Below are 22,635 nucleotides of genomic sequence, written 5' to 3' on the forward strand. Positions count from 1 at the left end.
CTGCGGTCGAGTGTCATCCTGGCACAGCCCCCGATGGGCGGATCAGTTTGCGTAGTCGGGAGCGGGCGGGAGCCCGAAGAACTGCTCGAGCGTGTGCCAGCCGCCGTCGTGGTACGCGCGGGCGAGCTCCGTGCCGATGTAGCGGAGGTGCCAGGGCTCGGGGGCGTATCCCGTGATCGGCGTCTCCCCGGCCTCGTAGCGGACGATGAAGCCGTACTCCCACGCGTGCGCCGCGACCCACTGCCCCTGCGGCGTCGGGCCGAAGTCCTCGATCGCGCTGCAGCCGCCGTTGCACGCGGCCAGGTCCACGGCGAGGCCCGACTGGTGCTCGCTGAAGCCGGGCCGTGCGCTCACGGCGTCCCCGCCGGCCTGACCGTTCTCTGCCACGTTCTGGGCGTAGGTCGACTGCTGCGTCGTGTAGGAGCGGTAAGCGCTGTCGATCGCGATGGCTCCGGCACCGGCGTTTCCGGCGCCCTGGACGAGCGCCTGCACCGCCGTCGCGGCATCCTGACGCATCGCGCCGCCGGGGATGTTGCGGACCCCGGCGGGGATCACGAGCGCCGCCGGCACGTAGTCGACCTGACCGTAGGGGCGCCGCTTGTTGACCACCGTCCACACGCGCGCGGGATCGTCGAGGCGGATGCAGGGGGCCGCGCCCGACGCGACAGCCGCACGGAACGCCTCCGCTCCGCCGGCCGCGGCGATCGTGGCGGCATCGTCTCCCGCCGCGAGCGCCGCCGTGAGAGCGGGCTGCGAGCACAGCGCCGTGCCCGCCGTCGTGGGCGTCGCCGTGACCGTGGGGAGCGCGCCGGCCACGAGCGGGACGGGGAGCGCATCGACGTACGGCGGCGGGGGATCCTGGACGGATGCGGTGGTCTCGGCCCGCGGGAACGCGGCCACCGCCCACGCGAGGACGAGCACCAGGAGCCCCACGAGGCCGCCCATCGCGACGACCGCGCCGCGCCGCCGCGAGATCCGGCTCGGTGCGACCGCCACGGAGGCCTCGGCCTCCGCTCGCGCCGCCCGCCGGGTGGCGGGCCGGTCATCAGGTCGCCCGTCGGTCACCCGTCCATTTTCCCGCCCGAACACCGGTTCTGCCGCCCTTGCCGTTTCATAGTATTTATGTTCGACTGAGTGCATGCGATGGCAGGGGCAGAGACTCGGACAGAGAGACGATGGGGCGCTGCCCGGCATGGAGCAGCTCGGCTCGCTCGTCCGCTCCGTGACCACGCCCGAGTTCGCCGACGTGGTCTTCCACGAAGTGCTGTGCAAGAGCGCCCTGAACCACGTGCCGGGCTCCTCCGCGATGCCGTTCGCCTGGACCATCAACCCGTACCGGGGCTGCACCCATGCTTGCAAATACTGCCTCTCTCCCGACACCCTGGTGCTCATGGCCGATGGGCGGCAGCGACCGATCGCCGAGCTGCGGATCGGCGATCAGATCGTCGGCACCGAGCGAGTCGGTGCCTACCGTCGTTACGTCCGCACGGTGGTGCGTGCGCGGTGGACGACCCGCAAGCGGGCTCACCGCATCACGCTCGCCGACGGCACGGAGATCGTCGCGAGCGGTGATCACCGCTTCCTCACCGACCGCGGGTGGAAGCACGTCACGGGAGCGATGACCGGTGCCTCGCAACGTCCGTACCTCACAGCGCGGAACCGGCTCCAGGGGTTCGGGATCAGCGGAGCAGCCACCGAACGCTCCACAACGACCGCCGGCTATCGTCGCGGATACCTGCTGGGGATGATCCGCGGAGACGGCATGATCTTCCACGGGTCATATGCCGCACCCGAACGTACGCGCGAGATCCACGCCTTTCGCCTCGCACTCGCGGACACGGAGGCACTCGAGCGCACGCGCGAATACCTTGCCGTCGAGGGGATCGTGACACAGACGCGGCCGTTCGCAACGGCATCGGCGACGCGACGAGCGATGACGGCGATCCATACGGCCCGTCGGGAGGCCGTCCACCGCGTCGAAGAACTGACCCGCACACCCCCGGTCCGTGGTCCTGAATGGCAGGCGGGTTTCCTCGCGGGCATCTTCGACGCTGAGGGGTCCTCGTCTCGGAACATCATCCGGATTCACAATGGCGACGAGGAGCTGATCAGCCTGACCGCGGAGGCGATGAGGGCCGCCGGCATACCGTTCATCGTCGAGCGCCCGCGTTCCGACGGCGTGTCCGCCGTCCGTGTCACCGGGGGTCTGCCTTCGGTCCGCCGGTTCTTCCACTGGGCCGAGCCGGCGATCAGCCGCAAGCGCTCGTTGCTCGGGACCGCCGTGAAGACCGTCGCCGATCTCCGCGTGGTCTCAATCGAAGATCTCCGAACGGAGATGGACCTCGTCGATATCACGACGGGAACCGGCGACTTCGTCGCCAATGGTGTGATCAGCCACAACTGTTTCGCGCGGGGGACGCACGAGTATCTCGACCTCGACGGCGGGCGGGACTTCGACTCGCAGATCGTCGTGAAGACCAACGTGGCGGACGTGCTCCGGCGGGAGCTGAGGCGCGGATCGTGGTCGCACGAGCACGTCGCACTCGGGACGAACACCGACCCCTACCAGCGGGCAGAGGGGCGCTACCGCCTCATGCCCGGGATCATCGCCGCGCTCACCGAATCGGGCACGCCGTTCTCGATCCTCACGAAGGGAACGCTGATCCGGCGGGATCTCCCGCAGCTGATGGATGCCGCGACGCGCGTCAACGTGTCGATCGCGACCTCGATCGCGGTCTTCGACGACGCCCTGCAGCGCCGCATCGAGCCGGGGACGCCGACCGCCACGGCCCGACTGGAGACCGTGCGCGCGGCATCCGATGCGGGCTTCCGCGTGACCGTCTTCCTGATGCCCGTCCTCCCCCACCTGACCGACGCGGTCCCGGCGCTCGACGAGGCGCTGGGCCGGATCCGCGAGGCCGGCGCGGCGCGGGTCGTGTTCGGCGCCCTGCACCTGCGCCCGGGGGTCAAGCGCTGGTTCCTGCAGTGGCTGTCGGCGGAGCATCCGGAGCTCGTGCGCGCGTACGCGCGCCTCTACCCCGGCGCCGCCGTCAACGCACCGAAAGAGTACCGGCAGTGGCTCGCGCGCCGGGTCCGTCCGCTTCTGCGCCGGCACGGTCTGGACGGGCGGGTCGAGGACGACACCCGCGCATGATCTCCGGGCCGGGCCCGATCCGGGCGACCGGCCCGACGGAGCCCGCACGTCTGTTCTGACGCCCGGCGTCTCAACCGCCCGCTCCGTCCCACTCTGCGAGATCAGGTGATCTCGCGGACTCAGGACGATCCGCGGGCGAAACGTCCTGAGTAGGCGAAATCACCTGATCTCAGAGGGGGGATTCGAGTCAGGCGGTGAGGGACTCCGCCGTCGGGCGGCCGGCCAGCTCCTCGATCGCGTCGTCGCCGGGACGGACGTCCTCGAAGGGCGCCTCGATCTCGGCGCGGCCCAGGAGCTCCGTCATCCGGCGCCGGCGCTGACGCGGGATGAGCGTCACGACCGTACCGGAGCGACCCGCACGGCCCGTGCGGCCGGAGCGGTGCAGGTAGGTCTTGAACTCATCCGGCGCGTCGGCCTGGATCACCAGGTCGATGTCGTCGACGTGGATGCCGCGCGCGGCGACATCCGTCGCGACGAGCACGCGCACCCGACCCGACGTCAGCCGCTCGAGGTTGCGCGTGCGCTTCGCCTGGTTGAGGTCGCCGTGGAGCGCGACGGCGGAGATGCCGGCACCGTCGAACTGCTCGGCCAACATCTCCGCGTACGCGCGCGTGCGGGCGAACACGAGCGTCTTGCCCTCGCGGTCGACGAGCTCGCCCAGGATCTCGGCCTTGTCACGGTGGTCGATGACGAAGACGCGGTGGTCGATCGTGCCCGAGTCCTGCGTCTCGCCGGCGACCTCGTAGACGGCCGGCTCGACCAGGAACTCGTCCACCAGCTCGGCGACCTCGCGGTCGAGCGTCGCGGAGAACAGGAGCTTCTGGCTGCCGTCGGCCGTGAGGCGCAGGATTCGCTGCACGGGCTCGAGGAAGCCGAGCTCGCACATGTGGTCGGCCTCGTCGAGGACCGCGACCTGCACCTGCGAGAGGTCGAGGTGCCCCTGACGCTCGAGATCCTCGATGCGGCCGGGGGTGCCGATGACGATGTCGACGCCCTTCTTCAGCGCGCCGACCTGGCGCGCCTGCGGGACGCCGCCGTAGATCTGCGTCGTGAACAGGCCGACGCTGCGCGCCAGACGCTGCACGGTGCGGTCGATCTGCAGCGCCAGCTCGCGCGTCGGCGCCATGATGAGCGCGCGCGGCGAGCGGCCGTACTCGCGCTTCTGGCCAGCCTGCGCGCGGAGTACCGCCTCGACGAGGGGCGCGCCGAACGCGATCGTCTTGCCGGAGCCGGTCCGGCCGCGGGCGAGCACGTCGCGGCCCTCGAGGATCGGCGCGACCGTGGCCGCCTGGATCGGGAACGGATGCGCCGCGCCCAGCTCGACGAGCTCGCGCACGATGTTCTCGCCGAGGCCGAGCTCGGCGAACCCGACGCCCTCGGTCGTAGTCGCCTCGACGGCCTCGGCCTGCAGCCGCTCGTGGACGACGTCGATGTGCTCTTCGTTCCGCGGCGCCCGGTCGTCACGACGAGGAGCGCGGTCGTCGCGGCGCGGCGCGCGGTCGTCCCGGTCGTACCGGCGCGGCGCGCGGTCATCCCGGTCGTACCGGCGCGGTGCGCGATCGTCCGAGCGCGGGGCGCGGGTGCGGTCGCCGCCGTCGTACCGGCGGGGGGCGCGGTCGTCCCGGTCGAACGAACGCGGCCGGCTCTCGCCGTCGAACGAACGCGGGCGGTCGTCCCGGTCGAAGGAGCGAGCCCGGTCGTTCTGGCCGTAGGCACGGGGAGCACGGTCGTCGCGACGGAGACCGCGGTCATCCCGGCGCGGAGCGCGGTCGTCCCGGTCGAAGGAACGCGGACGGCCGTCGCCGTCGAACGAGCGCGGGCGCTCGTTCCGGTCGAACGAGCGAGCCCGGTCGTTCTGACCGTTGGCGCGGGGAGCGCGGTCATCGCGCTCGGAGGCGCGAGGGGCACGGTCATCCCGGCCGTACGCGCGAGGAGCACGATCGTCGCGGTCGTACGAACGCGGACGCTCGTCGCGCGCGTAACCACGGTTCGCGCGGTCGTCGCGGGTCGGCCGGTCCGACCGAGCATCGCGGTCGTATGTACGGGGGGCGCGGTCGTCCCTGCCGTATCCGCGCGGGGCCCGGTCGTCGCGACCGTACGCGCGCGGCGCGCGGTCGTCACGGTCCGTGCGGCGCGGCGCGCGGTCGCCGTCGGTCCGCGAGCGGATGGCGCGAGCCTCGTCGCGGCCGGCCTTCTCCTGCGCCGTCCAGCGGCGCTTCACCGGCGCCTCGTCGGTCTCCGGGCGGTAGCCGCGGTGGCCGGGGCTCCGGCTGCCGGGCTTGTCGGCGCCGGTCGCGGGGCGCGCGTCACCGCGGCGCTTCGCGTCCTGGAAGTTCGGCTTCGCACCGCGGCGCGGGTCGAAGTTCTGGGCCGGGCGACCGCCGGCGGGCTTCTTGTTCTTCGGCATGATTCCTCGCAGACACGCGCGGACGGCCGTGATGACGGGCGTCAGCGCGAGGGGGTGGGATGGGCATGGGCGCCGAGCGGCGCGCACCATCGGCCCCGAGACTCACAAGCGACCGCATCGAGCGGTGTCCGTAGCCGACAGACCTACATTACGCGGTCGTGCCTGAGAGTTCTCCGCCCTAGGGTGGGAGCATGCGCGCCCCGGGGATCCTGGACCGATGAGCATCGCCGACCCGACCGGGGAACGGTTCGTTCTCACCGGGCCCCGCGGAACCGCCGAGATCGCACAGGTCGGGGCGGCGCTGCGGGCCCTCACGCTGGACGGGATCGACCTCTTCCCCCGGTATCCCGACGACCTGCCGACGCCCGCGGCCGCCGGCATCGTGCTGGTCCCGTGGCCCAACCGCATCCGCGGCGGGGTGTGGACGCACGGCGGCGAGACGTACCAGCTCGCGATCAGCGAGCCGAAGCTCGGCAACGCGTCGCACGGCCTGCTCCGGTTCGCGCCGTACCGCGCCGTCGCGCAGGACGACGCCTCCGTCACGCTGCAGCACGGCGTCTTCCCCCAGACCGGGTACCCGTTCCATCTCGACACCACGGTCACGTACACGCTCGAGGACGACGGACTCGTGGTGCGACACGAGATCGTCAACGTCGGCCCGGGCGCCGCCCCGGTCGCCGTCGGCGCGCACCCCTACCTTTGCGTCGGCGATGTCCCGACCGCGGATCTCACGATCGAGGTGGATGCCGAGACGTACCTCATCGTCGACGAGGCCCAGATCCCGACCGGCCAGGTGCCCGTGGACGCGCCACACGACCTCCGCACGCCGCGCCGACTCGGCGACGTCTCGCTCGACACGGCGTACGGCGACATCGGTCGCGATGAGGCCGGACGAATCCGCGCGATCCTCCGCACACCCGACGGACGGCGGCTGGATCTGTGGGCCGGCCCCGGCTACGACTACCTGCAGGTCTTCACGACGGACCGGCTTCCGGGGCATCCGCTCGCGGTCGCGGTCGAGCCGATGACGGCGCCCGCGAACGCCTTCAACTCCGGTCAGAGCCTGCGCTGGCTCGAGCCGGGCGAGTCGTGGGGGCTCGATTGGGGCATCAAATATCAGGTCGACGTCACGGCCCTGTAACGACACGCGGTGGCTCGTGACGCTATCGTGATCGTACGGCTTCGGCCGTGCGCGAAGCACGCGGTCTTCGCGTCGGCCCTTTCCGCGCATGAGCCCGGTCGGGGCGGGATTCCTTTGGGGTGAAGGGTACCCGGCATGAGCTCAACGGTCCTCTCCGGCCGAACCGTCGTCTGGCGGCTCCCCGACGTGTCTCCCACACGGTGGGGCGCAGCGGTGATGGCGATCGTCCTAATCGGTGTCAGTCTCGCGATCTTGACGACGTCCGACCCGATCTGGTGGCACCTGCACTTCAGCCGCCTCGGCATGTTCCCGGATGCGTCCGGGACCATCTTCAACGCGACGCTCACCCTCGCAGGCCTTACCGTACTCGCTTTCTCCACCCGTCTGCACATCGACCTCTCCCGCCTCGGCCGGGATGTCGCGCGCCGCGGTGCCGCCACCACCACGCGCACCTGCCTCACGGTGCTCGGCATCAACCTGTCGCTCGCGGGCTGCGTCCCGCTGACGGTCAACGAGGTCATGCACAACGTCGTCGCCTACGGCATGGTCGCGGGCTTCGGTGGGATGCTGCTGACCACGCCGTGGATGCTGCACGGGTTGTCGCGGCGCGTGCGCCGGATGACCGTCGGTGTCCTCTGCTATCTCGCCGTGGCCGGCACGCTCTTCGGCTTCGGCATCATCAACGCGGCCGCTTTCGAGGCCGTCGCGTTCACCGCGATGTTCGGCTGGTCCGGCGTCTTCGTGCGCGCACTCGCCGTCGCGGTGCGGGAGCTCAGCTCGGCTCGGCAGCCTGCCGAAGCCCCCGCCGCGATGCCGGCTCGAGCGCATCGGCCGCTCCGTCGCCGGCGGGTCCTGTGGTCGGTCCGCCCGACTTCGCGCGTCGACGTTCGCGCCGCTCACGCGCCCCTTCCACGAGGTTATACAGCGTCGGCAGCACGAGCAGGGTCAGCACGGTCGAGGACACCAATCCGCCGATGACCACGATCGCCAACGGCTGAGAGATGAACCCGCCGTGGCCCGTGATCCCGAGGGCCATGGGCGTCAGGGCGAAGATCGTCGCGAGCGCGGTCATGAGGATCGGCCGGAGACGGCGCGAGGCGCCGGTGAGCGTCGCGTCGTGCGCGTCCAGCCCCTTCCGCCGGTACTGGTTCACGAGGTCGACGAGGACGATCGCGTTCGTGACGACGATGCCGACGAGCATGAGCAGACCGATGATGGACGCGACCCCGAGCGGGACGCCCGTGACGATCTGCAGGAGAATCGCGCCGGTGGCGGCGAACGGCACGGAGACCAGGAGCTCCAACGGCTGGCGCAGCGAACGGAACATCGCGACCATCACGACGTAGACGATCAGGATCGCAGCCAGCACGGCGAGGAAGAGCTGACCGAACGCGTCGCCCTGCTGCGACAGGACTCCGCCGATCTGCGCGCTGGCCCCCGCCGGCAGTGCGGTGTCCCGTACCGCGGCGTTGACCGACGCGGATGCCGTCGTGAGGTTGTCCGTCGCCGGGGTGACCGTGATCGTCGCGATCCGGTGCGCCTTCTTCGTCGTGATCGAGGTCGGGCCCTCCGCCTGCTGGACCGTTGCGATCGAATCGAGACGCACGGGCCCCGCCGCCGTCGGGACCTGGATCGCCTTGACGGCATCGACGGTCGTGGGCGCATTCGCAGCCTGGATGTAGATGGTCTGGCTCGCCCCGTCGATCTCGACGGTCCCGGCCTGCTGCGGCTGCATCGTGCTGTTGACGATCGCACCGACGGCCGTCTCCGACAGACCGTGTCGGGCCGCGGCGTCCCGGTCCACGGTGACCGCGATGTACGGCAGTGACGCGGACAGGTTGTTCGTGGTCTGGCCGATGCCCGGCTTGCCCTGAAGAGCGGCGGTGAGCGTGTCCGTCGCGTCCTGGAGCGCCTGCTCGGTGGGTGCCGTGATGTCGATCGCGACGTTGCTGGACCCGAAGCCCCCGCCGGAGCTCGCGACCGTGATCGTCCCGGCGTCAGGCAACTGCGCGACGGCGTTCTGGATGTCCTGGCGCACGGCCGCCTGGTCCGCGTTCGTGTCCGTCGTGATCGAGTAGGTGATGCCCGAGCTGCCGCCAGTGAAGGCGTCGCGCAGCGCGGAACCGCTCGACCCGATCGAGACCTGCACGGTCTGCACGCCGCTGATCGGCTTGATCGCGGCCTCGACCTGCGCGGCCGCGGCATCCTTCGCGTCGAGGCTCGCTGCCGGCCCGAGGTCCTGCGTCATCGTGACCGTGTTCTGGCCCGAGTCACCGAGGAAGTTCGTCTTCATGAGCGGCGCGAGGAACACGGTTCCGACGAGGACGACGAGGGCCATCGCGAGAGTGATCCAGGAGTGCCGCAGCGTCCAGCGGATGATCGGCAGGTACGCGCGCTGCAGCAGGCTCGGCGGCGCGGTCGCCGATTCGGGGTCGACCTGCCGGCCCTCCGCGTCGAGCAGCGGCTTGCCAGGCTTCATGAACCAGTAGGCGAGCACCGGGACGATCGTGAGCGCGACGAACAGCGACGCGAGCATCGCGATCGTGACCGTGAGCGCGAACGGACGGAAGAGCTCGCCTGTGACATCGCCCACGAACGCGATCGGGAGGAAGACCGCGACAGTCGTGATCGTGGATGCGGTGACCGCGCCGGCGACCTCACGGACGGCGCGGAGGATCGACGCGGTCTTGTCCGCATCGCCGACGTAATGTCGTTTGATGTTCTCGATCACGACGATCGAGTCGTCCACCACGCGCCCGATCGCGATCGTCAGGGCGCCCAGCGTAAGGATGTTGAGCGAGTAGCCGAACGCCTGGATGCCGATGAACGTGATGAGCACGCTCGTCGGGATCGAGATCGCCGTGACCAGGGTCGCCCGCACCGACAGCAGGAAGATCAGGATGACGACGACCGCGAACAGCAGGCCGAGCAGGCCCTCCTGAGCGAGCGAGTCGATGGACTGCTGGATGTACGGCGCCTGGTCGAACACGATCGTGAACTGAGCGCCGTTGAGCCCCGCGGCGAGGCCCGGCAGCGCCGCCGTCACGGCGCGCGAGACGTCGACCGTGTTCGCGGACGGGAGTTTGGTGACGGCGATCGTGAGCGCGGGCTCGCCGTTGACCCGCGAGATGGTCGTGACGGGATCCTGCTCCTCGACGACCGAGGCGACGTCGGCGATCGTCTTCGTCCCCGCCTGCAGCTGCGCGGCAGTAGAGGGCACGAGTGGCAGCGCCGAGAGCTGATCGACCGAGGTGACCTTGCCCCCGGTCTGGACGGTGAGCGTCTGGTCGCCCTGGGTCACGGCCCCGCCCGGGAACAGCACGCCGTTCTGCTTCAGCGCGTCCGTGATCGCTTGCCGCGTGTAACCGGATGCCGCGAGCTTCGCGGCATCCGGCGTGATCGTCACGCGATTGCCGCGGCCGCCCACGATCTGTGCGGCGTTGACGCCCTGGATGTCCTGGAGCGCGGGCACGACCGTGTTCTCCAGCTGCGACTGAATCGTCGCCTCGTCGGAGTAGCCGGTCACCGCGACCTGGATGACCGGCAGGTCCGAAATGCTGGCCGTCACGACGTTCGGCTCGACCCCGGTCGGAAGCTGGCTCTTGATCCGGTTGATCGCGAGACTGATCTTCTGCTCCGCCGTCGTCAGGTCGGTGCCGTAGACGAACGACGCCTGCACGACCGAGGCGTTCGTCGTGCTCGTCGCGGACGTGTCCTTGAGACCCGGGATTCCCTGGATCGCCGACTCGATCGGCTCCGAGACGTCGTGGCTGACGACGTCGGGCGAGGCGCCCGGGTAGGTCGAGACGATCGACACCTGCGGGAAGTCGATCGACGGGATGAGCTCCTGCTTGAGGTTCACGAGCGCGAGAGCGCCGAACACCGCCACGACGATCGTGACGAGCGCGATCAGCGCGCGGTTCTTGAGGCTGAGGACGGCGAGGTTCGACACGGGCTGCCTTCGTGAAAGGGTGCGCAGAAATCGGATGCCGAGGCGCGCTCAGGCGTGCACAGTATCGCATGCGGACGTATGAGGAGCGGTGCCCTCAGCCGCCGAGGCGTCCTGTCAGGGCAAGACCGAACCCGGCCGCCAGGACGGTCGCGACGAGCGTCCCGGCGCCGTACGCGAACGCGACGAACCGGCGACGCTCCTCGGCCTGCAGCGCCGTCGTGACCGCGACCGTGCTGAACGTCGTGTACCCCCCGAGCAGACCCGATCCGACTACGAAGGCCAGGTCGGTCCCCGCCGCGACCCCCGTGACGATGCCGAGCGCGAAGGATCCCGTCACGTTGACGACGAAGATGCCCCACGGGAAGCGGACCCCGACGATCGCGCTGATCAGCACGTCGACCGCGTACCGGAGCGCGGCGCCGACCCCGCCGGCCACGACGGCCACGAGGAACACGACGACGGTCACGCGCTCCTCCGGGTCCGCGCGAGCATCAGCCCCGCCCAGCCCGCGAGCGTGCCGACGACCGCGGTCGCGAGCGTGAGCCAGATCGTCTGCGGCCCGACCGCGGCGACCGCGAACGCGCTGTACGTCGTGAAGCCGCCCATGACCCCGCCGCCGAAGAAGTGCCGGATGCGACGCGAGCGCTCCGTGTCGCCTCGGCGGACGGCGAGCGACGTGATCACGCCGAGCAGGAAGGCACCGACGACGTTGATGACGGGCACGACGTAGACCGTCGCGTCGCCCCACGGGGCGATCGTGATCGCGAGCCGGATCGCCGTGCCGACCGCTCCGCCTCCGGCGACGAGCCCCGCGTAGCGCCAGGAGAAGGCCGGAGCGGATGCCACGACCCGAGACTAGTGCGAGCGCCCCCCTCCGGATGAGCTCCGTTTCGCCCTAGGGCCATCGCGGGCCGTGCGCAAGCCCCTCGTCCCTCCCGGCCGGGGTCCCTAACGTATTGACACGTTCGGGGCCCGTCCGCCCGGCACCTGGGAGAAACGAGGAGGATCCCATGAACATCGCCCTGCTGATCATCATCATCGTCGCGATCGTGCTGGCGATCGTCGGCGGACTGAACGCCGCGCTCAACTGGCTGTTGTGGGTCGCGATCATCGTCGGCATCATCGCGCTGATCGTCTTCCTCTTCAGGGTCATGCGCCGCAACACCTGACGCGCGTTCCGGCCGCTTACAGCGACTCGGCGTAGTCCTGCAGTGCGTCGCGCACGAACTCCGCGCCGGTCAGGTCGCCGTAGTTGCGCGTGAACCGCGGATCGGCGACGTAGAGGTCGCCGAGGCCGCGCAGGTAGCCCGGGAAGTCCTCGCCTGCGGGCGTTCCGGGGATGCTGCGCAGCCACGCCGCGTGGCGTGCCGCCAGGGCACGCGCCTCGTCGGAATCGGGTGCGATGCCGCGCGCCGCGGCGTCCGCCCAGTCCCGCTGCAGCGCGGCACTGGCCTGCTGCCAGGCGGTCCGGTCGTCGGCCGTCATGCCCCGCCACCAGCGGTCGCCGGCGCGGTAGGCCTCGGCCCCCCAGCGCTGCGTGACCTCTTCGCGGTACTGCGTGTGGTCGAACCCGTCGAACATGTCCTCTGCCATCAGATGCTCACCTCCTCTCCTCGCCTCGATCGTCCGGCCGACGGCGGCGATCTGCCGCGTCAGCCGCTCCTGCTCGCGCCGGAGCCACACGAGGTGCGTCTCCAGGGCGGCGATCTCGTCGCCGTCGCGATCGAGCACCTCCGCGATCTGCGGAAGCCCGACGCCGAGCTCGCGCAGCAACAGGATCCGCTGCAGTCGCACGAGCTCGTCGGGGCCGTAGAACCGGTATCCGTTCGCGCCCAGCCGCGCGGGCGACAGCAGGCCCTCGGAGTCGTAGTGGCGCAGCGTGCGGCTCGTCGTCCCGGTCAGCCGGGCGAGCTGGTGGATCGTGTACTCCCCGGCATCCGTCGTCATGTCTTCGACGGTAGAGGTTGACGTTACGTCAAGGTCAAGCGGGATGCTCCCCCGCTCTTGTGATCGCGATATATCGTGTTACTCTATAAACGCGTTATATCGCGATCACGGAGGAATCAGCATGACACTCGAGAAGTGGATCGTCCACCCGGGCGAGACCCGTGTGATCGACCTCGAGCCGATCCGCAGTCTGAAGGTCGGCCTCGTCGGCGGGCAGATCGACATCGTCGCCCATGACGAGCCCGGTGTGCGGATCGAGGTCCACTCGGTCACCTCGAAGGACCTGCGCATCGAGGCGACCGACGACCACGTCGAGATCGATCACCCCCAGCTGCGCTGGGACAACTTCCTGGAGGTGTTCCAGAACTTCGGGCCCTCGAGCCGGAAGGCCGAGATCTCCGTCGCGGTGCCCCGCGACGTGGCTCTCACGCTCGGCGTGGTGAGCGCGAGCGCGCTCGTGTCCGGGCTCACGCGGAACGTCTCCCTCAACACCGTCTCGGGCGACCTCATCGTCGACGGCGTGACCGGCGACGTGACCGCCAACTCGGTGTCCGGCGACGTGCAGGTGCGCAACATGACGGGCAGCCTCAACGCGAACAGCGTGTCCGGCGACGTCGCCGTCACCGGCGAGCTGCACAAGGTCTCCGTCGACACCGTCTCGGGCAGCATGCTGGCGGACGCCCGCGGCGACGTGCACGAGATCTCGCTCAACACGGTGAGCGGCAACGCGACCATCCGGCTCGACGAGGGCGTTCCCGCCAACTACGTCGTGCGCAGCGTGAGCGGACGCGTGCTGATCGACGGCGTGGTGCAGTCCGGCCGCGGCTCCGGTCGCACGACCAACTACGCCGGGTCGTCGGGCGAGCTCAGCGGCTCGTTCGCAGACGTCCGCACGCACTCGGTCTCCGGCGACACCACGGTTCTCCGCCAGCCGGTGGATGCGACCACCGAGGAGCGGTGATGCCTCCCGTCTTCTCGCACGGCGACCTTCGCCTCTACCTCCTGAGCCTGCTCGACGAGGGCCCGCGGCACGGCTACGACATCATGCAGGCGCTGACCGACCGCACGGGCGGCACCTACACTCCGAGCGCGGGCACGATCTACCCTCGCCTCGCGAAGCTCGAGGAGGAGGGCCTCGTCACCAAGACGGTCGACGGCCGTAAGACGATCTACGCGATCACGGATGCCGGCCGCGCCGAGGTCGCCGCCCGGGCGGGCGACCTGGAGGGGATCGAAGCCGACCTGGCCGATTCCGTGCGCCTCATCGCGGACGAGGTCCGCGGCAGCGTGCGCGACGCGATGCGGAGCCTCCGCGCGGACCTGGCCGCGGCGGCGAAGTCCGAGGCGTCGCAGCCGTCGGCCTCGACGTCCGACGATCCCCGCGTCCGCGCGCGCGGAGAGGTGCAGCGCGCCGAGACGATCGTGGCGGAGTTCCGCGCGCGAATCCGCGCCGACCTTCGCATGCACGTGGCCCGTGGAGGCGACCTGCCGGCATCCGTCGTGGACACGCTCTCGTCCGCGCTCGACCTGGCCTCCCGCGAGGTCACCCGCGCGCTGCGCGGTTAGCTCGGCCAGAGCTCCTCGTCGTCGCGCGCCGGCTCGTCGGTCGGGACCACGAGGACCGGCCGGTGCTGACGGTGCGCGAGGCGGGCGGCGACCGACCCGGTGAAGAACTCGCGGACCGACTCGCCGAAGCCGCGGCGGCGCGTGCCGACCACGAGCAGACGCGCGTTCGTGCGGTCCGCGAGCTGCTTGATCGCCATCGCCGGATCGCCCACGAGCTGCCGGACCGTCCACTCGACGTCGACCCCGGCGAGCGCCGTGGAAACGGCCGCCTCGACGTCCGCGAGATCCTCGACCGCGCCCGTGATCGCGACGTCGATCGGAGCGGTGCGGACGTATCCGTCCGGATCCTCCGCGGCGACGAACCGCGTCACGTCGACCGAGACGACCACGAGAGGCGCCCGCAGCAGCGCGGCGTAGCGCGCGGCCTCGCGGACGACGCGCTCCGGCTGCTCCGGAATGACGCCGACGATCACGCAGCCCTGCGGCTCGTCCGGACGATTCTCGGAAGATGCCGGATCGGACATGTTCGCCGCCCTTCCGCGATCCTTGCCTCCGCCTGCGCGGAGGAGCGCCGTGTTATTCTGAATGCTACTCTTCCCGGTTCACGCCGGGCACGCGAACAGACGGGTCATCCTGAACCCGCAGGCCGGAAATGAGGGGGTCTCGCATGGGGCGTGGCCGTCAGAAGGCGAAGCACACGAAGATCGCTCGCGAGCTGAAGTCCTACAGCCCGAGCGTCAACTATGCGGCGCTCGAGCAGGAGCTCGGCCATTCGAGCACGGCTGTCGACGAGTTCGAGGACAAGTGGGCCGACATGTACGCCGACGAGGAAGACGAGAAGGCCTAGCCTCCCCCTCGCGGCGCCCGTCTCAGGACGTCTGGGTGCCCTCGACCCACTCCAGGTACTCCTCCGTCACCGTGCCGGTGACGTAACGGCCGTCGAAGCAGCTCATGTCGAGGTCCTCGATGTCGGAGCCCTCGAGGATCGCGTCCCGCAGGTCGTCGACCTCCTGGTAGACGAGGTAGTCGCAGCCGAGCTCCTCCGCGATCTCCGGGATCGTCCGCCCGTGGGCGACGAGCTCATGCCGCGAGGGCATGTTGATGCCGTACACGTGGGGGAAGCGCACGGGCGGTGCGGCCGAGGCGAACGTCACGGACTTGGCGCCGGCATCCCGCGCCATCTGGATGATCTCGCGGCTCGTCGTGCCGCGGACGATCGAGTCGTCGATGAGCAGCACGTTCTTGCCCTTGAACTCGCTCGACATCGCGTTGAGCTTCTGCCGCACGCTCTTCTTGCGCACCGACTGGCCGGGCATGATGAACGTCCGGCCGACGTAGCGGTTCTTGTAGAAACCCTCGCGGTACTCGAGACCGAGCTTCCGCGCCACCTGCATCGCCGCCGGCCGCGACGAGTCCGGGATCGGCATCACGACGTCGATGAAGCCCTCCGGCGTGTGCTGCGCGATCGTCTCGGCGAGACGCTCGCCCATCCGCAGGCGCGCCTCGTAGACCGAGATGCCGTTCATCACCGAGTCCGGCCGAGCGAGGTACACGTACTCGAACGAGCAGGGGAAGAGCTTCGGATCCACCGCGCACTGCCGGGTGTGCAGGTGCCCGTCGAGGTCGATGAAGACCGCCTCACCGGGGAGCAGGTCGCGAACGACCTCGAAGCCCGCATTCTCCATCACGAGCGACTCGGACGAGACGATCCACTCGTAGCGATCGGTCTCGCCGGACGGATCCTTGCGGGTGCCGAGGATGAGCGGACGGATGCCGAAGGGGTCGCGGAAGGCCAGCAGCCCGTAGCCCGCGATGAGCGCGATCGCCGCGTACGAGCCCTCCACCCGCTCGTGGACGCGCGTGACGGCCTCGAAGACCTGGTCGGCGTCGAGCCGTCCCCACGCGCCCCGCCCCACGCCGTCTCCGTCGGCGCACGGAGCCTCTGACGGGTGGGAGCCCAGCCCGGTGACGGACGTCTGCAGCTCGTTGGCGAGGACGTTGACGAGCAGCTCGGTGTCGGAGCTCGTGTTGAGGTGGCGACGGTCGCGGTGGAAGAGCTCGTCCGTGAGCTCCCGCGTGTTGGTGAGGTTCCCGTTGTGGACGAGGACGATGCCGTACGGCGCGTTCACGTAGAACGGCTGCGCCTCCTCCTCGCTGGAGGCCGTGCCCTTCGTCGCGTACCGGCAGTGGCCGAGCCCGATCGTCCCGAGAAGAGTGCGCATGTCGCGCGTGCGGAAGGCCTCGCGCACCATGCCGCGCGCCTTGTGCTGGTGGAAGACGCCGTTCGGCTCGGCGGTCGCGATGCCGGTCGAGTCCTGACCGCGGTGCTGGAGGAGGAGGAGAGCGTCGTAGATCTCCTGGTTGACCGGACCCTGCCCGACCATGCCGACGATGCCGCACATGACTTTCTAGCTCGCTCCATCCGCGTATGCGCCCACGAGACGCACCGCGCCGCCGTCGACTCCCTTTGCGCCCGCGACGAAGTCGCCGTCCGGGCGCGCGCCCTCCCCCACGATTCCCGCCTGCCAGGTCGCGATCCCCTCGCGCACGAGTGCGGTCTGCACCGCGGCCGCGCGCTCCGGCGCGACCACCGCGAGAAAGCCGATCCCGAGATTCCAGGTGCCCTCGGTCGCCGCCAGGTCGATGCCGCCGAGGTCCGCGAGGACCCGGAAGACCGGTGCCGGCGACCACGTCGACCGGTCGATCTCGGCCCACGTGCCCTCCGGCAGGACGCGCGCGAGGTTCGCCGCGATGCCGCCGCCGGTCACATGGCTGAGCGCGTGGATCCCCGGGCCCGCGGCCCCGTCGCCGAGCAGGCGCAGGAGCGGGCTCGTGTACAGCCGGGTGGGCTCGAGCAGGGCCTCGCCCCAGCTCGCGCCGAGCTCAGGGGCGGTATCCGTATAGGCCGTCCCGGCGTCGGCGAGGATGCGGCGCACGAGCGAGTACCCGTTCGAGTGCAGTCCGCTCGACGCGAGCGCGAGCACGACGTCGCCCGGACGCACGCGGTCGGCGCCGAGGACGGCATCCGCCTCGACCACGCCCGTCGCGGCGCCCGCCACGTCGTAGTCGTCGGGGCCGAGGAGACCCGGGTGCTCGGCGGTCTCGCCGCCGACGAGCGCCGTGCCCGTCTCCGCGCAGCCCCGCGCGATGCCGCCGACGATCTCGGCGATCCGCTCCGGGACCACACGACCGCACGCGATGTAGTCCGTGAAGAAGAGGGGGCGGGCGCCCACGACGACGATGTCGTCCACGACCATCCCGACGAGGTCGAGCCCGATCGTGTCGTGCTTGTCGATCGCCTGCGCGATCGCGACCTTCGTGCCGACGCCGTCGGTGCTGGTCGCCAGCAGCGGGTGCGCGTAGTCCCGCAGGGTGGACGCGTCGTACAGCCCGGCGAACCCGCCGACGCCGCCGAGGACCTCCGGGCCGTGCGTGCGGCGGACGGCGGACTTCATGAGCTCGACCGCGAGATCTCCCGCGGCCGTATCCACGCCTGCGGCGGCGTAGGGATCGGCGGGGGAGGCTGGCTGCGGCGTGGGGGCGGACGAGACCACCACGACAGCCTACCGGGGGCCGGGGAGGGCGGTTCTACAATGGCGGCATGCGCGGAGCATGGGTGATTCGCGAGGATGCGAGCAGACCCGTGCTCGTGGCGCTCTATCTGCGCCACGTCCTGGGCCTGCGCACGCCGGCGGACCTCCCCACCGTCCGCGGCCTTCCGATCCCGTCGATCGCGCGCGACGCCGCCGAGCAGGACCGGCTCGAGTCCGAGTGGGCGGAGCTGTGGGCCATGACGATCGAGCCGCAGGCGCATCCCTCGCCCGTCCCGCTCGAGCTCGTCGACGGGTTCGACACGCTGCTCGCGCTCCCCGAGGGCGCCGCGGCCGAGCTGCGCAGCGCGATCGCGCCGCACGCGCAGGACGCCCTCGCCTACGCGGACGCCGAACACCAGGCGTATCGGAAGCTGGCATCCGCCTCGACCGGGGCGTCGTACCGCGCCTACGCGAGCGCGATCGCCGAGCACGAGCGCCAGGTCGGCCGCCCCGCGCACGCGTTCGAGCTGAACGTCCAGGTGCTGCCGCTCGCCCAGCGCGGCGTGTGGTGGATCGGCGCCCTGACGGTCGCCGTCACGGACGGACTGCGCGGGGATGCCGCGCAGTTCGACTCCGCGATCCATCCGATCATCGCGGAGCTGGCCTGAGCGCTACGACCCCGGCGTGACCCGCGCGTGGTCGGCGCTGAAGCGCCGCCGGCGCCGGCCGACGGTGCGATCGAGGACGATCGCGAGCGCGCCGCCCAGCCCGAGGCCGATCGCCCCGCAGATGAGGGCGAGGAAGCCGAAGACCTGCGCGTCCGAGTAGACGATGCCCGTTGCACTCTGGTCGTTCCCGCTGACCGTGAACGTGAGGATCGCCGCGACGAGGACCCCGAGGGCGACCCCGAGTCCGAGGAACACTCCGTAGCGCGGGGAACGCCGAACCTCGACGACCTCGATCTCGTCGACGACGTCGGGGCGGGGAGTACGCGGCTGTTCGGACATCAATACATTCTCTCACCGCGCGAGGGCGGTCGCGCCGGACGGAAGCCCGAGTCGACCCCTCTCGCCGACTGACCGCCGGTCAGGGGCGGAGGGGCAGCAGGTCGGAGATGTCCGCGCGGGTGCCGGAGGCGTGGATGCGGCCGTCGGCCGCGGCATCCGCCCACTGCTCCCGGCCGGTCGCGAGGGCGATCCAGGTCGCGGCATCCGTCTCCACGACGTTCGGCGGCGTGCCCCGGGTGTGGCGCGGGCCCTCCAGCACCTGCACGGCGCCGAACGGCGGGACGCGCACCTCGACCGTGTGCCCCGGCGCCTTCTCCGCGAGCAACTGCAGGAGATAGCGCACAGCCGTCGCCGTCGCGGCCCGGGGCGCCTCCCCCGCGGCGACCTCCGCAAGGGCCGCGCGCCCGGCGTCGGTCGAGATCCGGGGAGGCATGCCCCCACGCTACCCGCGACCCCTCCGAGCCGCTCCGGTCACCCTAGGGGCGCTGGGTAGGCTGTCGGGGTGAGAATCCTCGTCCTCGGCTCGGGTGCACGCGAGCACGCCGTCATCCTCGCCCTCCGCTCGGAGGAGGTCTCGCACGAGATCTTCGCCGCGCCCGGCAACGCGGGGATCGCGCGCGACGCGGAGCTCGTCGACCTCGACCCGCTCGACCCGGTCGCGGTCACCGAGTTCGCCAAGGAACACGCGGTCGACCTCGTCGTGATCGGCCCCGAGGCGCCGCTCGTCGCCGGCGTCGCCGACGCGGTGCGCGAGCGCGGCATCCCGGTGTTCGGACCGGGGAAGGCCGCCGCGCGACTCGAGGGCTCGAAGGCGTTCGCGAAGCACGTGATGGATGCGGCGGGCGTGCCCACCGGGCGGGCCCTGCACGCCGCGTCGCTCGACGCCGTCGCCGAAGCGCTCGACGAGCTCGGCGCGCCGTATGTCGTGAAAGCCGACGGGCTCGCGTCCGGAAAGGGCGTCATCGTCACCCCGGACCGGGAGGCGGCCCTCGCGCACGCCGCGGCGTACCTGCCGAACGGACCCGTGCTCGTGGAGGAGTTCCTCGACGGGCCGGAGGTCTCGCTCTTCTTCCTGTCCGACGGCGACCGGGTGCTGCCGCTCTCGCCAGCGCAGGACTACAAGCGCCTGCGCGACGCGGACGAAGGTCCCAACACGGGCGGCATGGGGGCGTACTCGCCGCTCCCCTGGCTCGCGGACCGCTTCGGCTCGGAGGAGGCCTTCGTCGACCTCGTGTCGCGCGAGGTCGCGGAGCCGGTCGTCCGCCACCTCGACGCGGCGGGCACCCCGTTCGTGGGGCTGCTCTACGCCGGGCTCGTGCTCACGGCCACGGGCGTCAAGGTGATCGAGTTCAACGCGCGGTTCGGCGACCCCGAGACGCAGGTCGTGCTGCCCCGGCTTCGCGAGCCGCTCTCCGGCCTGCTGCTCGCCGCGGCATCCGGCACGCTCGAGGACCACGCGCGGGCGACGTTCCGCGACGATGCCGCCGTCGTGGTCGTGCTGGCAAGCGAGGGCTACCCCGAGCGTCCCGTGGTCGGCCGCCCCCTTCGCGGGCTCGCGGACGCCGAGGCGATCGAGGGCGTGCACATCGCGCACGCCGCGACCGCGACAGACGGCGCCGACCTCGTCTCGACCGGAGGCCGCGTGCTGGGCGTCGTCGGCACGGGCGCGGACCTCGAAGAGAGCCGCGCCCGCGCGTATCGCGCCCTGGAGCTGATCGAGCTCGAGGGCGGGCAGTACCGGCGCGACATCGCCGCGCTCCAGTAGCCCGGCCTCAGTCAGCGGAGGCGGCGGCCGCCGCCGCGAGCCGCGCCTCGGCCGCCCGCGCGCTGGCGTGGCGCATGAACAGCGCCGCCACGATGCCGATCAGGAGCACGGACGCGGACAGCAGCACGGTCTGCGACATCGCGGTCGAGAAGCCCGGGATCACGAACGCCGGCAGCTGCCCGGCGCCGAACCCGCCCTGCGTGGAGCTCCCCGCCCCGGGGAGGTTCGCCTCGAGGCGCGCCTGCATGAAGGCGGCGATCGCGGCCGACCCCATGACGGACCCGACCGTGCGCGTCGTGTTGTAGATCCCGGCGCCGGCACCCGCCTGGCGCGGCGAGAGGCTGCGTGTCGCCGTCGTCGCGAGCGGACCCCACATGCCGGCGCCGCCGATGCCCAGAAGCGCGGAGGGGAACAGCAGCATCCAGATCGGGGTGTCCGGCGTCATCAGCAGCGAGTACCAGAGCAGGGCGATCGCGGACAGCGTCATCCCCGGCACGAGGATTAGGCGCGCGTCCACCCGGTCGAGGAGGCGCCCCGCGAACGGCGCGAGCACCCCGACGAGCACCGCCATCGGGATCAGGAGGAGCGCCGCCTCGGTCGGCGTGAGGCCACGTGCGAGCTGGACGTAGAACATGAGCGGCAGCGCCATGCTCGTGAACGCGAAGCTGACGGTCGAGATGCCGATGTTGGCGGCGGCGAAGTTCCGGTCCTTGAAGAGCCCGAGCGGCACGAGCGCCTCGTTCTTCGTGACCGCCTGCTGCCAGAGGAACAGCCCCAGCACGACGATGCCGGCGATGATCAGGGCCCACACCGAGATCGGCCCCCAGATCTCGCCCCAGTCGTACTTCTGCCCCTCCTGGAGTCCGAAGACGATGAGGAACAGCGCGATCGCGCTCAGGATGACGCCGAGGATGTCGAACCGGTGCGGATGCGTCTGGAGCTTGGGGACGTAGATCATCGCCATCACGAAGCCGACGATGCCCACGGGGACGTTGACGAAGAAGATCCACTCCCAGCCGAGGCCGTCGACGAGGAAGCCGCCGGCGAGTGGGCCCACGAGCAGCGCCACGCCCGAGGTCGCGCCCCAGAGGCCCATCGCCGCTCCCCGACGGTCCGGCGGGAAGGTCCGCGTGATGACCGCCATGGTCTGCGGCGTCATCGCGGCGGCGCCCAGGCCCTGCACGGCGCGCATCGCGATCAGCAGCCCGAGGCTCGTGGAGAGGCCACAGCCGAGCGAGGCCAGCGTGAAGATCGCGAGGCCGATGAGGTAGATGTTCTTCGGCCCGAACCGATCGCCGAGCCGCCCCATGATGAGCAGGGGCACCGCGTACGCCAGCAGGTAGGCGCTCGTGACCCACACGACGTTGTCGAGATCGGTGGTCGAGGGATCGAGGGCGGCCTTGATGGCCGGATTGGCGACCGACACGATCGTCGTGTCGACGAGGATCATGAAGAAGCCGATCACGAGGGCGCCGAGACCGGCCCAGGGACTGTGCTTCAGCTCCGGGGGAGCCGAGGTCTGCGAGGTCATGAGCGAGACGCGTCCTTCCGTGCGGGATCGTGAGGGGAGAAGTCGGGGGGAAGCTCGTCGATGCCCCAGGCGACGGCGCCCGTGGCGAGCCCGTCGATGAAGGCGTCGAGCCATTCGAGGTCGGCGGTCAGCAGGGCGTCGTGACGGAGCGCCTCCACGAGGAACTGCTCCGGGACGCGACGGAGGCCCGCACCGGAGAGGTCGTCGCGCAGCCGCAGCAGCTCGGCCTGGAGCAGCACGCGTCGCGCGGACAGGAGAGCTGCCACCTCGTCGCGCGGGAGGTTGTGCGCCTCGGCGAGCGCGACCCGGAACTCCGCCGGCCGATCGGCCCGCGGCAGCTCGCGCCGCACCCAGTCCAGGACCGTCTCCGACCCCGCGGGCGTCAGGGTGTACGTCGTCCGCTCCGGGCGGTTGCCCTCGCGGTCGACCCCGACCTCGGCGATGAGTCCCGCCCGTTCCAGCCGCGCGACCGTGTGGTAGACCGTGCCGTTCGTCACCCGGAAGCGCCGGTCGTCCCGGCGCGCGCGCATGACCCGCATCATCTCGTACGGGTGCATGTCGCCCTCATGCAGCAGCGCGAGCACGCCGACGCCGAGGGGCGTGAGGCGATCGATCGACATGGTTACTCCGTT

The 22,635-nt window shown here is 71.0% G+C and carries 21 protein-coding genes; 8 read left to right on the forward strand and 13 right to left on the reverse strand.

Annotation, left to right across the window (positions count from 1 at the left end):
* Positions 1–42: 42 nt before the first annotated feature.
* A complete protein-coding gene (locus ABCS02_RS12130) occupies positions 43–1,065 on the reverse strand; it encodes a M15 family metallopeptidase (RefSeq protein ID WP_345835893.1) in 1,023 nt (340 codons plus the stop codon).
* 73 nt (positions 1,066–1,138) lie between these two features.
* Here ABCS02_RS12130 and ABCS02_RS12135 point away from each other — a divergent pair, with 73 nt between their 5' ends.
* Complete coding sequence (locus tag ABCS02_RS12135; protein ID WP_345835894.1) at positions 1,139–3,154, forward strand: intein-containing Rv2578c family radical SAM protein; 2,016 nt, start codon at positions 1,139–1,141, stop codon at positions 3,152–3,154.
* Positions 3,155–3,341: 187 nt separating this feature from the next.
* Here ABCS02_RS12135 and ABCS02_RS12140 read toward each other — a convergent pair whose 3' ends face one another.
* Positions 3,342–5,561, reverse strand: coding sequence for a DEAD/DEAH box helicase (locus tag ABCS02_RS12140; RefSeq protein WP_345835895.1), 2,220 nt, complete (start codon positions 5,559–5,561; stop codon positions 3,342–3,344).
* 217 nt (positions 5,562–5,778) lie between these two features.
* On the opposite strand from ABCS02_RS12140, the gene ABCS02_RS12145 reads away from it, so the two are divergent.
* The gene (locus ABCS02_RS12145; RefSeq protein ID WP_345835896.1) at positions 5,779–6,702 is read left to right on the forward strand and encodes an aldose 1-epimerase family protein; all 924 of its coding nucleotides are present in this window, start codon (positions 5,779–5,781) and stop codon (positions 6,700–6,702) included.
* Positions 6,703–7,474: 772 nt separating this feature from the next.
* Here the strand turns inward: ABCS02_RS12145 and ABCS02_RS12150 are convergent.
* From ABCS02_RS12150 to ABCS02_RS12160, 3 genes are all read right to left on the reverse strand, one after another.
* A complete protein-coding gene (locus ABCS02_RS12150) occupies positions 7,475–10,654 on the reverse strand; it encodes an efflux RND transporter permease subunit (RefSeq protein ID WP_345835897.1) in 3,180 nt (1,059 codons plus the stop codon).
* A gap of 94 nt (positions 10,655–10,748) precedes the next feature.
* On the reverse strand, positions 10,749–11,120 hold the full coding sequence (locus tag ABCS02_RS12155; RefSeq protein ID WP_345835898.1) for a CrcB family protein: 372 nt from the start codon (positions 11,118–11,120) through the stop codon (positions 10,749–10,751).
* A complete protein-coding gene (locus ABCS02_RS12160; RefSeq protein ID WP_345835899.1) occupies positions 11,117–11,500 on the reverse strand; it encodes a CrcB family protein in 384 nt (127 codons plus the stop codon). Before ABCS02_RS12160 ends, ABCS02_RS12155 begins: the two co-directional genes overlap by 4 nt.
* A gap of 164 nt (positions 11,501–11,664) precedes the next feature.
* Here ABCS02_RS12160 and ABCS02_RS12165 point away from each other — a divergent pair, with 164 nt between their 5' ends.
* Entirely contained in the window at positions 11,665–11,823 is a 159-nt protein-coding gene (locus ABCS02_RS12165) for a hypothetical protein (RefSeq protein ID WP_345835900.1), read from the forward strand.
* Positions 11,824–11,839: 16 nt separating this feature from the next.
* Here ABCS02_RS12165 and ABCS02_RS12170 read toward each other — a convergent pair whose 3' ends face one another.
* Entirely contained in the window at positions 11,840–12,601 is a 762-nt protein-coding gene (locus ABCS02_RS12170) for a MerR family transcriptional regulator (RefSeq protein ID WP_345835901.1), read from the reverse strand.
* Between the two features lie 121 nt (positions 12,602–12,722).
* Between ABCS02_RS12170 and ABCS02_RS12175 the strand changes: the two genes are divergently transcribed.
* Entirely contained in the window at positions 12,723–13,562 is an 840-nt protein-coding gene (locus ABCS02_RS12175; RefSeq protein ID WP_345835902.1) for a DUF4097 family beta strand repeat-containing protein, read from the forward strand.
* A complete protein-coding gene (locus tag ABCS02_RS12180; protein ID WP_345835903.1) occupies positions 13,562–14,167 on the forward strand; it encodes a PadR family transcriptional regulator in 606 nt (201 codons plus the stop codon). Before ABCS02_RS12175 ends, ABCS02_RS12180 begins: the two co-directional genes overlap by 1 nt.
* Here the strand turns inward: ABCS02_RS12180 and ABCS02_RS12185 are convergent.
* Positions 14,164–14,691 carry a universal stress protein gene (locus ABCS02_RS12185; RefSeq protein WP_345835904.1) on the reverse strand — a complete coding sequence of 176 codons (528 nt, stop codon included), beginning with the start codon at positions 14,689–14,691 and terminating at the stop codon, positions 14,164–14,166. The two genes, ABCS02_RS12180 and ABCS02_RS12185, sit on opposite strands and share 4 nt — an antisense overlap.
* A gap of 143 nt (positions 14,692–14,834) precedes the next feature.
* On the opposite strand from ABCS02_RS12185, the gene ABCS02_RS12190 reads away from it, so the two are divergent.
* Entirely contained in the window at positions 14,835–15,014 is a 180-nt protein-coding gene (locus ABCS02_RS12190) for a DUF3073 domain-containing protein (RefSeq protein ID WP_345835905.1), read from the forward strand.
* A 22-nt stretch (positions 15,015–15,036) separates the two neighbouring features.
* Here the strand turns inward: ABCS02_RS12190 and purF are convergent, their stop codons facing one another.
* Positions 15,037–16,569 carry an amidophosphoribosyltransferase gene (gene purF, locus ABCS02_RS12195; protein ID WP_345835906.1) on the reverse strand — a complete coding sequence of 511 codons (1,533 nt, stop codon included), beginning with the start codon at positions 16,567–16,569 and terminating at the stop codon, positions 15,037–15,039.
* A gap of 6 nt (positions 16,570–16,575) precedes the next feature.
* Positions 16,576–17,721 (reverse strand): phosphoribosylformylglycinamidine cyclo-ligase, encoded by a 1,146-nt coding sequence (gene purM / locus ABCS02_RS12200; RefSeq protein WP_345835907.1) that lies wholly within the window; start codon positions 17,719–17,721, stop codon positions 16,576–16,578.
* Between the two features lie 47 nt (positions 17,722–17,768).
* Between purM and ABCS02_RS12205 the strand changes: the two genes are divergently transcribed.
* Positions 17,769–18,368: a zinc-binding alcohol dehydrogenase gene (locus tag ABCS02_RS12205; protein ID WP_345835908.1), complete on the forward strand. Its 600-nt coding sequence runs from the start codon at positions 17,769–17,771 to the stop codon at positions 18,366–18,368.
* Between the two features lie 3 nt (positions 18,369–18,371).
* On the opposite strand, the gene ABCS02_RS12210 is transcribed toward ABCS02_RS12205, so the two are convergent.
* Positions 18,372–18,707, reverse strand: coding sequence for a potassium transporter Trk (locus ABCS02_RS12210; RefSeq protein ID WP_345835909.1), 336 nt, complete (start codon positions 18,705–18,707; stop codon positions 18,372–18,374).
* Between the two features lie 79 nt (positions 18,708–18,786).
* On the reverse strand, positions 18,787–19,140 hold the full coding sequence (locus ABCS02_RS12215; RefSeq protein WP_345835910.1) for a sterol carrier family protein: 354 nt from the start codon (positions 19,138–19,140) through the stop codon (positions 18,787–18,789).
* Between the two features lie 69 nt (positions 19,141–19,209).
* On the opposite strand from ABCS02_RS12215, the gene purD reads away from it, so the two are divergent.
* Complete coding sequence (gene purD, locus ABCS02_RS12220) at positions 19,210–20,472, forward strand: phosphoribosylamine--glycine ligase (protein ID WP_345835911.1); 1,263 nt, start codon at positions 19,210–19,212, stop codon at positions 20,470–20,472.
* A 7-nt stretch (positions 20,473–20,479) separates the two neighbouring features.
* Here the strand turns inward: purD and ABCS02_RS12225 are convergent, their stop codons facing one another.
* Both ABCS02_RS12225 and ABCS02_RS12230 read right to left on the reverse strand, forming a co-directional pair.
* Positions 20,480–22,003, reverse strand: a complete 1,524-nt coding sequence (locus tag ABCS02_RS12225; RefSeq protein ID WP_345835912.1) for an MFS transporter — start codon at positions 22,001–22,003, stop codon at positions 20,480–20,482.
* Positions 22,000–22,623, reverse strand: coding sequence for a PadR family transcriptional regulator (locus ABCS02_RS12230; protein WP_345835913.1), 624 nt, complete (start codon positions 22,621–22,623; stop codon positions 22,000–22,002). The genes ABCS02_RS12225 and ABCS02_RS12230 overlap by 4 nt, the downstream gene beginning before the upstream one ends.
* Between the last annotated feature and the right edge of the window lie 12 nt (positions 22,624–22,635).

The organism is Microbacterium sp. X-17 (assembly GCF_039615055.1).

Bases quoted from the DNA above. Each gene is read 5' to 3' on its own strand.
- ABCS02_RS12135 (WP_345835894.1), top strand. From the start codon at position 1,139: ATGCGATGGCAGGGGCAGAGACTCGGACAGAGAGACGATGGGGCGCTG.
- ABCS02_RS12140 (WP_345835895.1), bottom strand. From the start codon at position 5,561: ATGCCGAAGAACAAGAAGCCCGCCGGCGGTCGCCCGGCCCAGAACTTC.
- ABCS02_RS12145 (WP_345835896.1), top strand. From the start codon at position 5,779: ATGAGCATCGCCGACCCGACCGGGGAACGGTTCGTTCTCACCGGGCCC.
- ABCS02_RS12165 (WP_345835900.1), top strand. From the start codon at position 11,665: ATGAACATCGCCCTGCTGATCATCATCATCGTCGCGATCGTGCTGGCG.
- ABCS02_RS12170 (WP_345835901.1), bottom strand. From the start codon at position 12,601: ATGACGACGGATGCCGGGGAGTACACGATCCACCAGCTCGCCCGGCTG.
- ABCS02_RS12175 (WP_345835902.1), top strand. From the start codon at position 12,723: ATGACACTCGAGAAGTGGATCGTCCACCCGGGCGAGACCCGTGTGATC.
- ABCS02_RS12180 (WP_345835903.1), top strand. From the start codon at position 13,562: ATGCCTCCCGTCTTCTCGCACGGCGACCTTCGCCTCTACCTCCTGAGC.
- ABCS02_RS12185 (WP_345835904.1), bottom strand. From the start codon at position 14,691: ATGTCCGATCCGGCATCTTCCGAGAATCGTCCGGACGAGCCGCAGGGC.
- ABCS02_RS12190 (WP_345835905.1), top strand. From the start codon at position 14,835: ATGGGGCGTGGCCGTCAGAAGGCGAAGCACACGAAGATCGCTCGCGAG.
- purF (WP_345835906.1), bottom strand. From the start codon at position 16,569: ATGTGCGGCATCGTCGGCATGGTCGGGCAGGGTCCGGTCAACCAGGAG.
- ABCS02_RS12205 (WP_345835908.1), top strand. From the start codon at position 17,769: ATGCGCGGAGCATGGGTGATTCGCGAGGATGCGAGCAGACCCGTGCTC.
- ABCS02_RS12210 (WP_345835909.1), bottom strand. From the start codon at position 18,707: ATGTCCGAACAGCCGCGTACTCCCCGCCCCGACGTCGTCGACGAGATC.
- ABCS02_RS12215 (WP_345835910.1), bottom strand. From the start codon at position 19,140: ATGCCTCCCCGGATCTCGACCGACGCCGGGCGCGCGGCCCTTGCGGAG.
- ABCS02_RS12225 (WP_345835912.1), bottom strand. From the start codon at position 22,003: ATGACCTCGCAGACCTCGGCTCCCCCGGAGCTGAAGCACAGTCCCTGG.
- ABCS02_RS12230 (WP_345835913.1), bottom strand. From the start codon at position 22,623: ATGTCGATCGATCGCCTCACGCCCCTCGGCGTCGGCGTGCTCGCGCTG.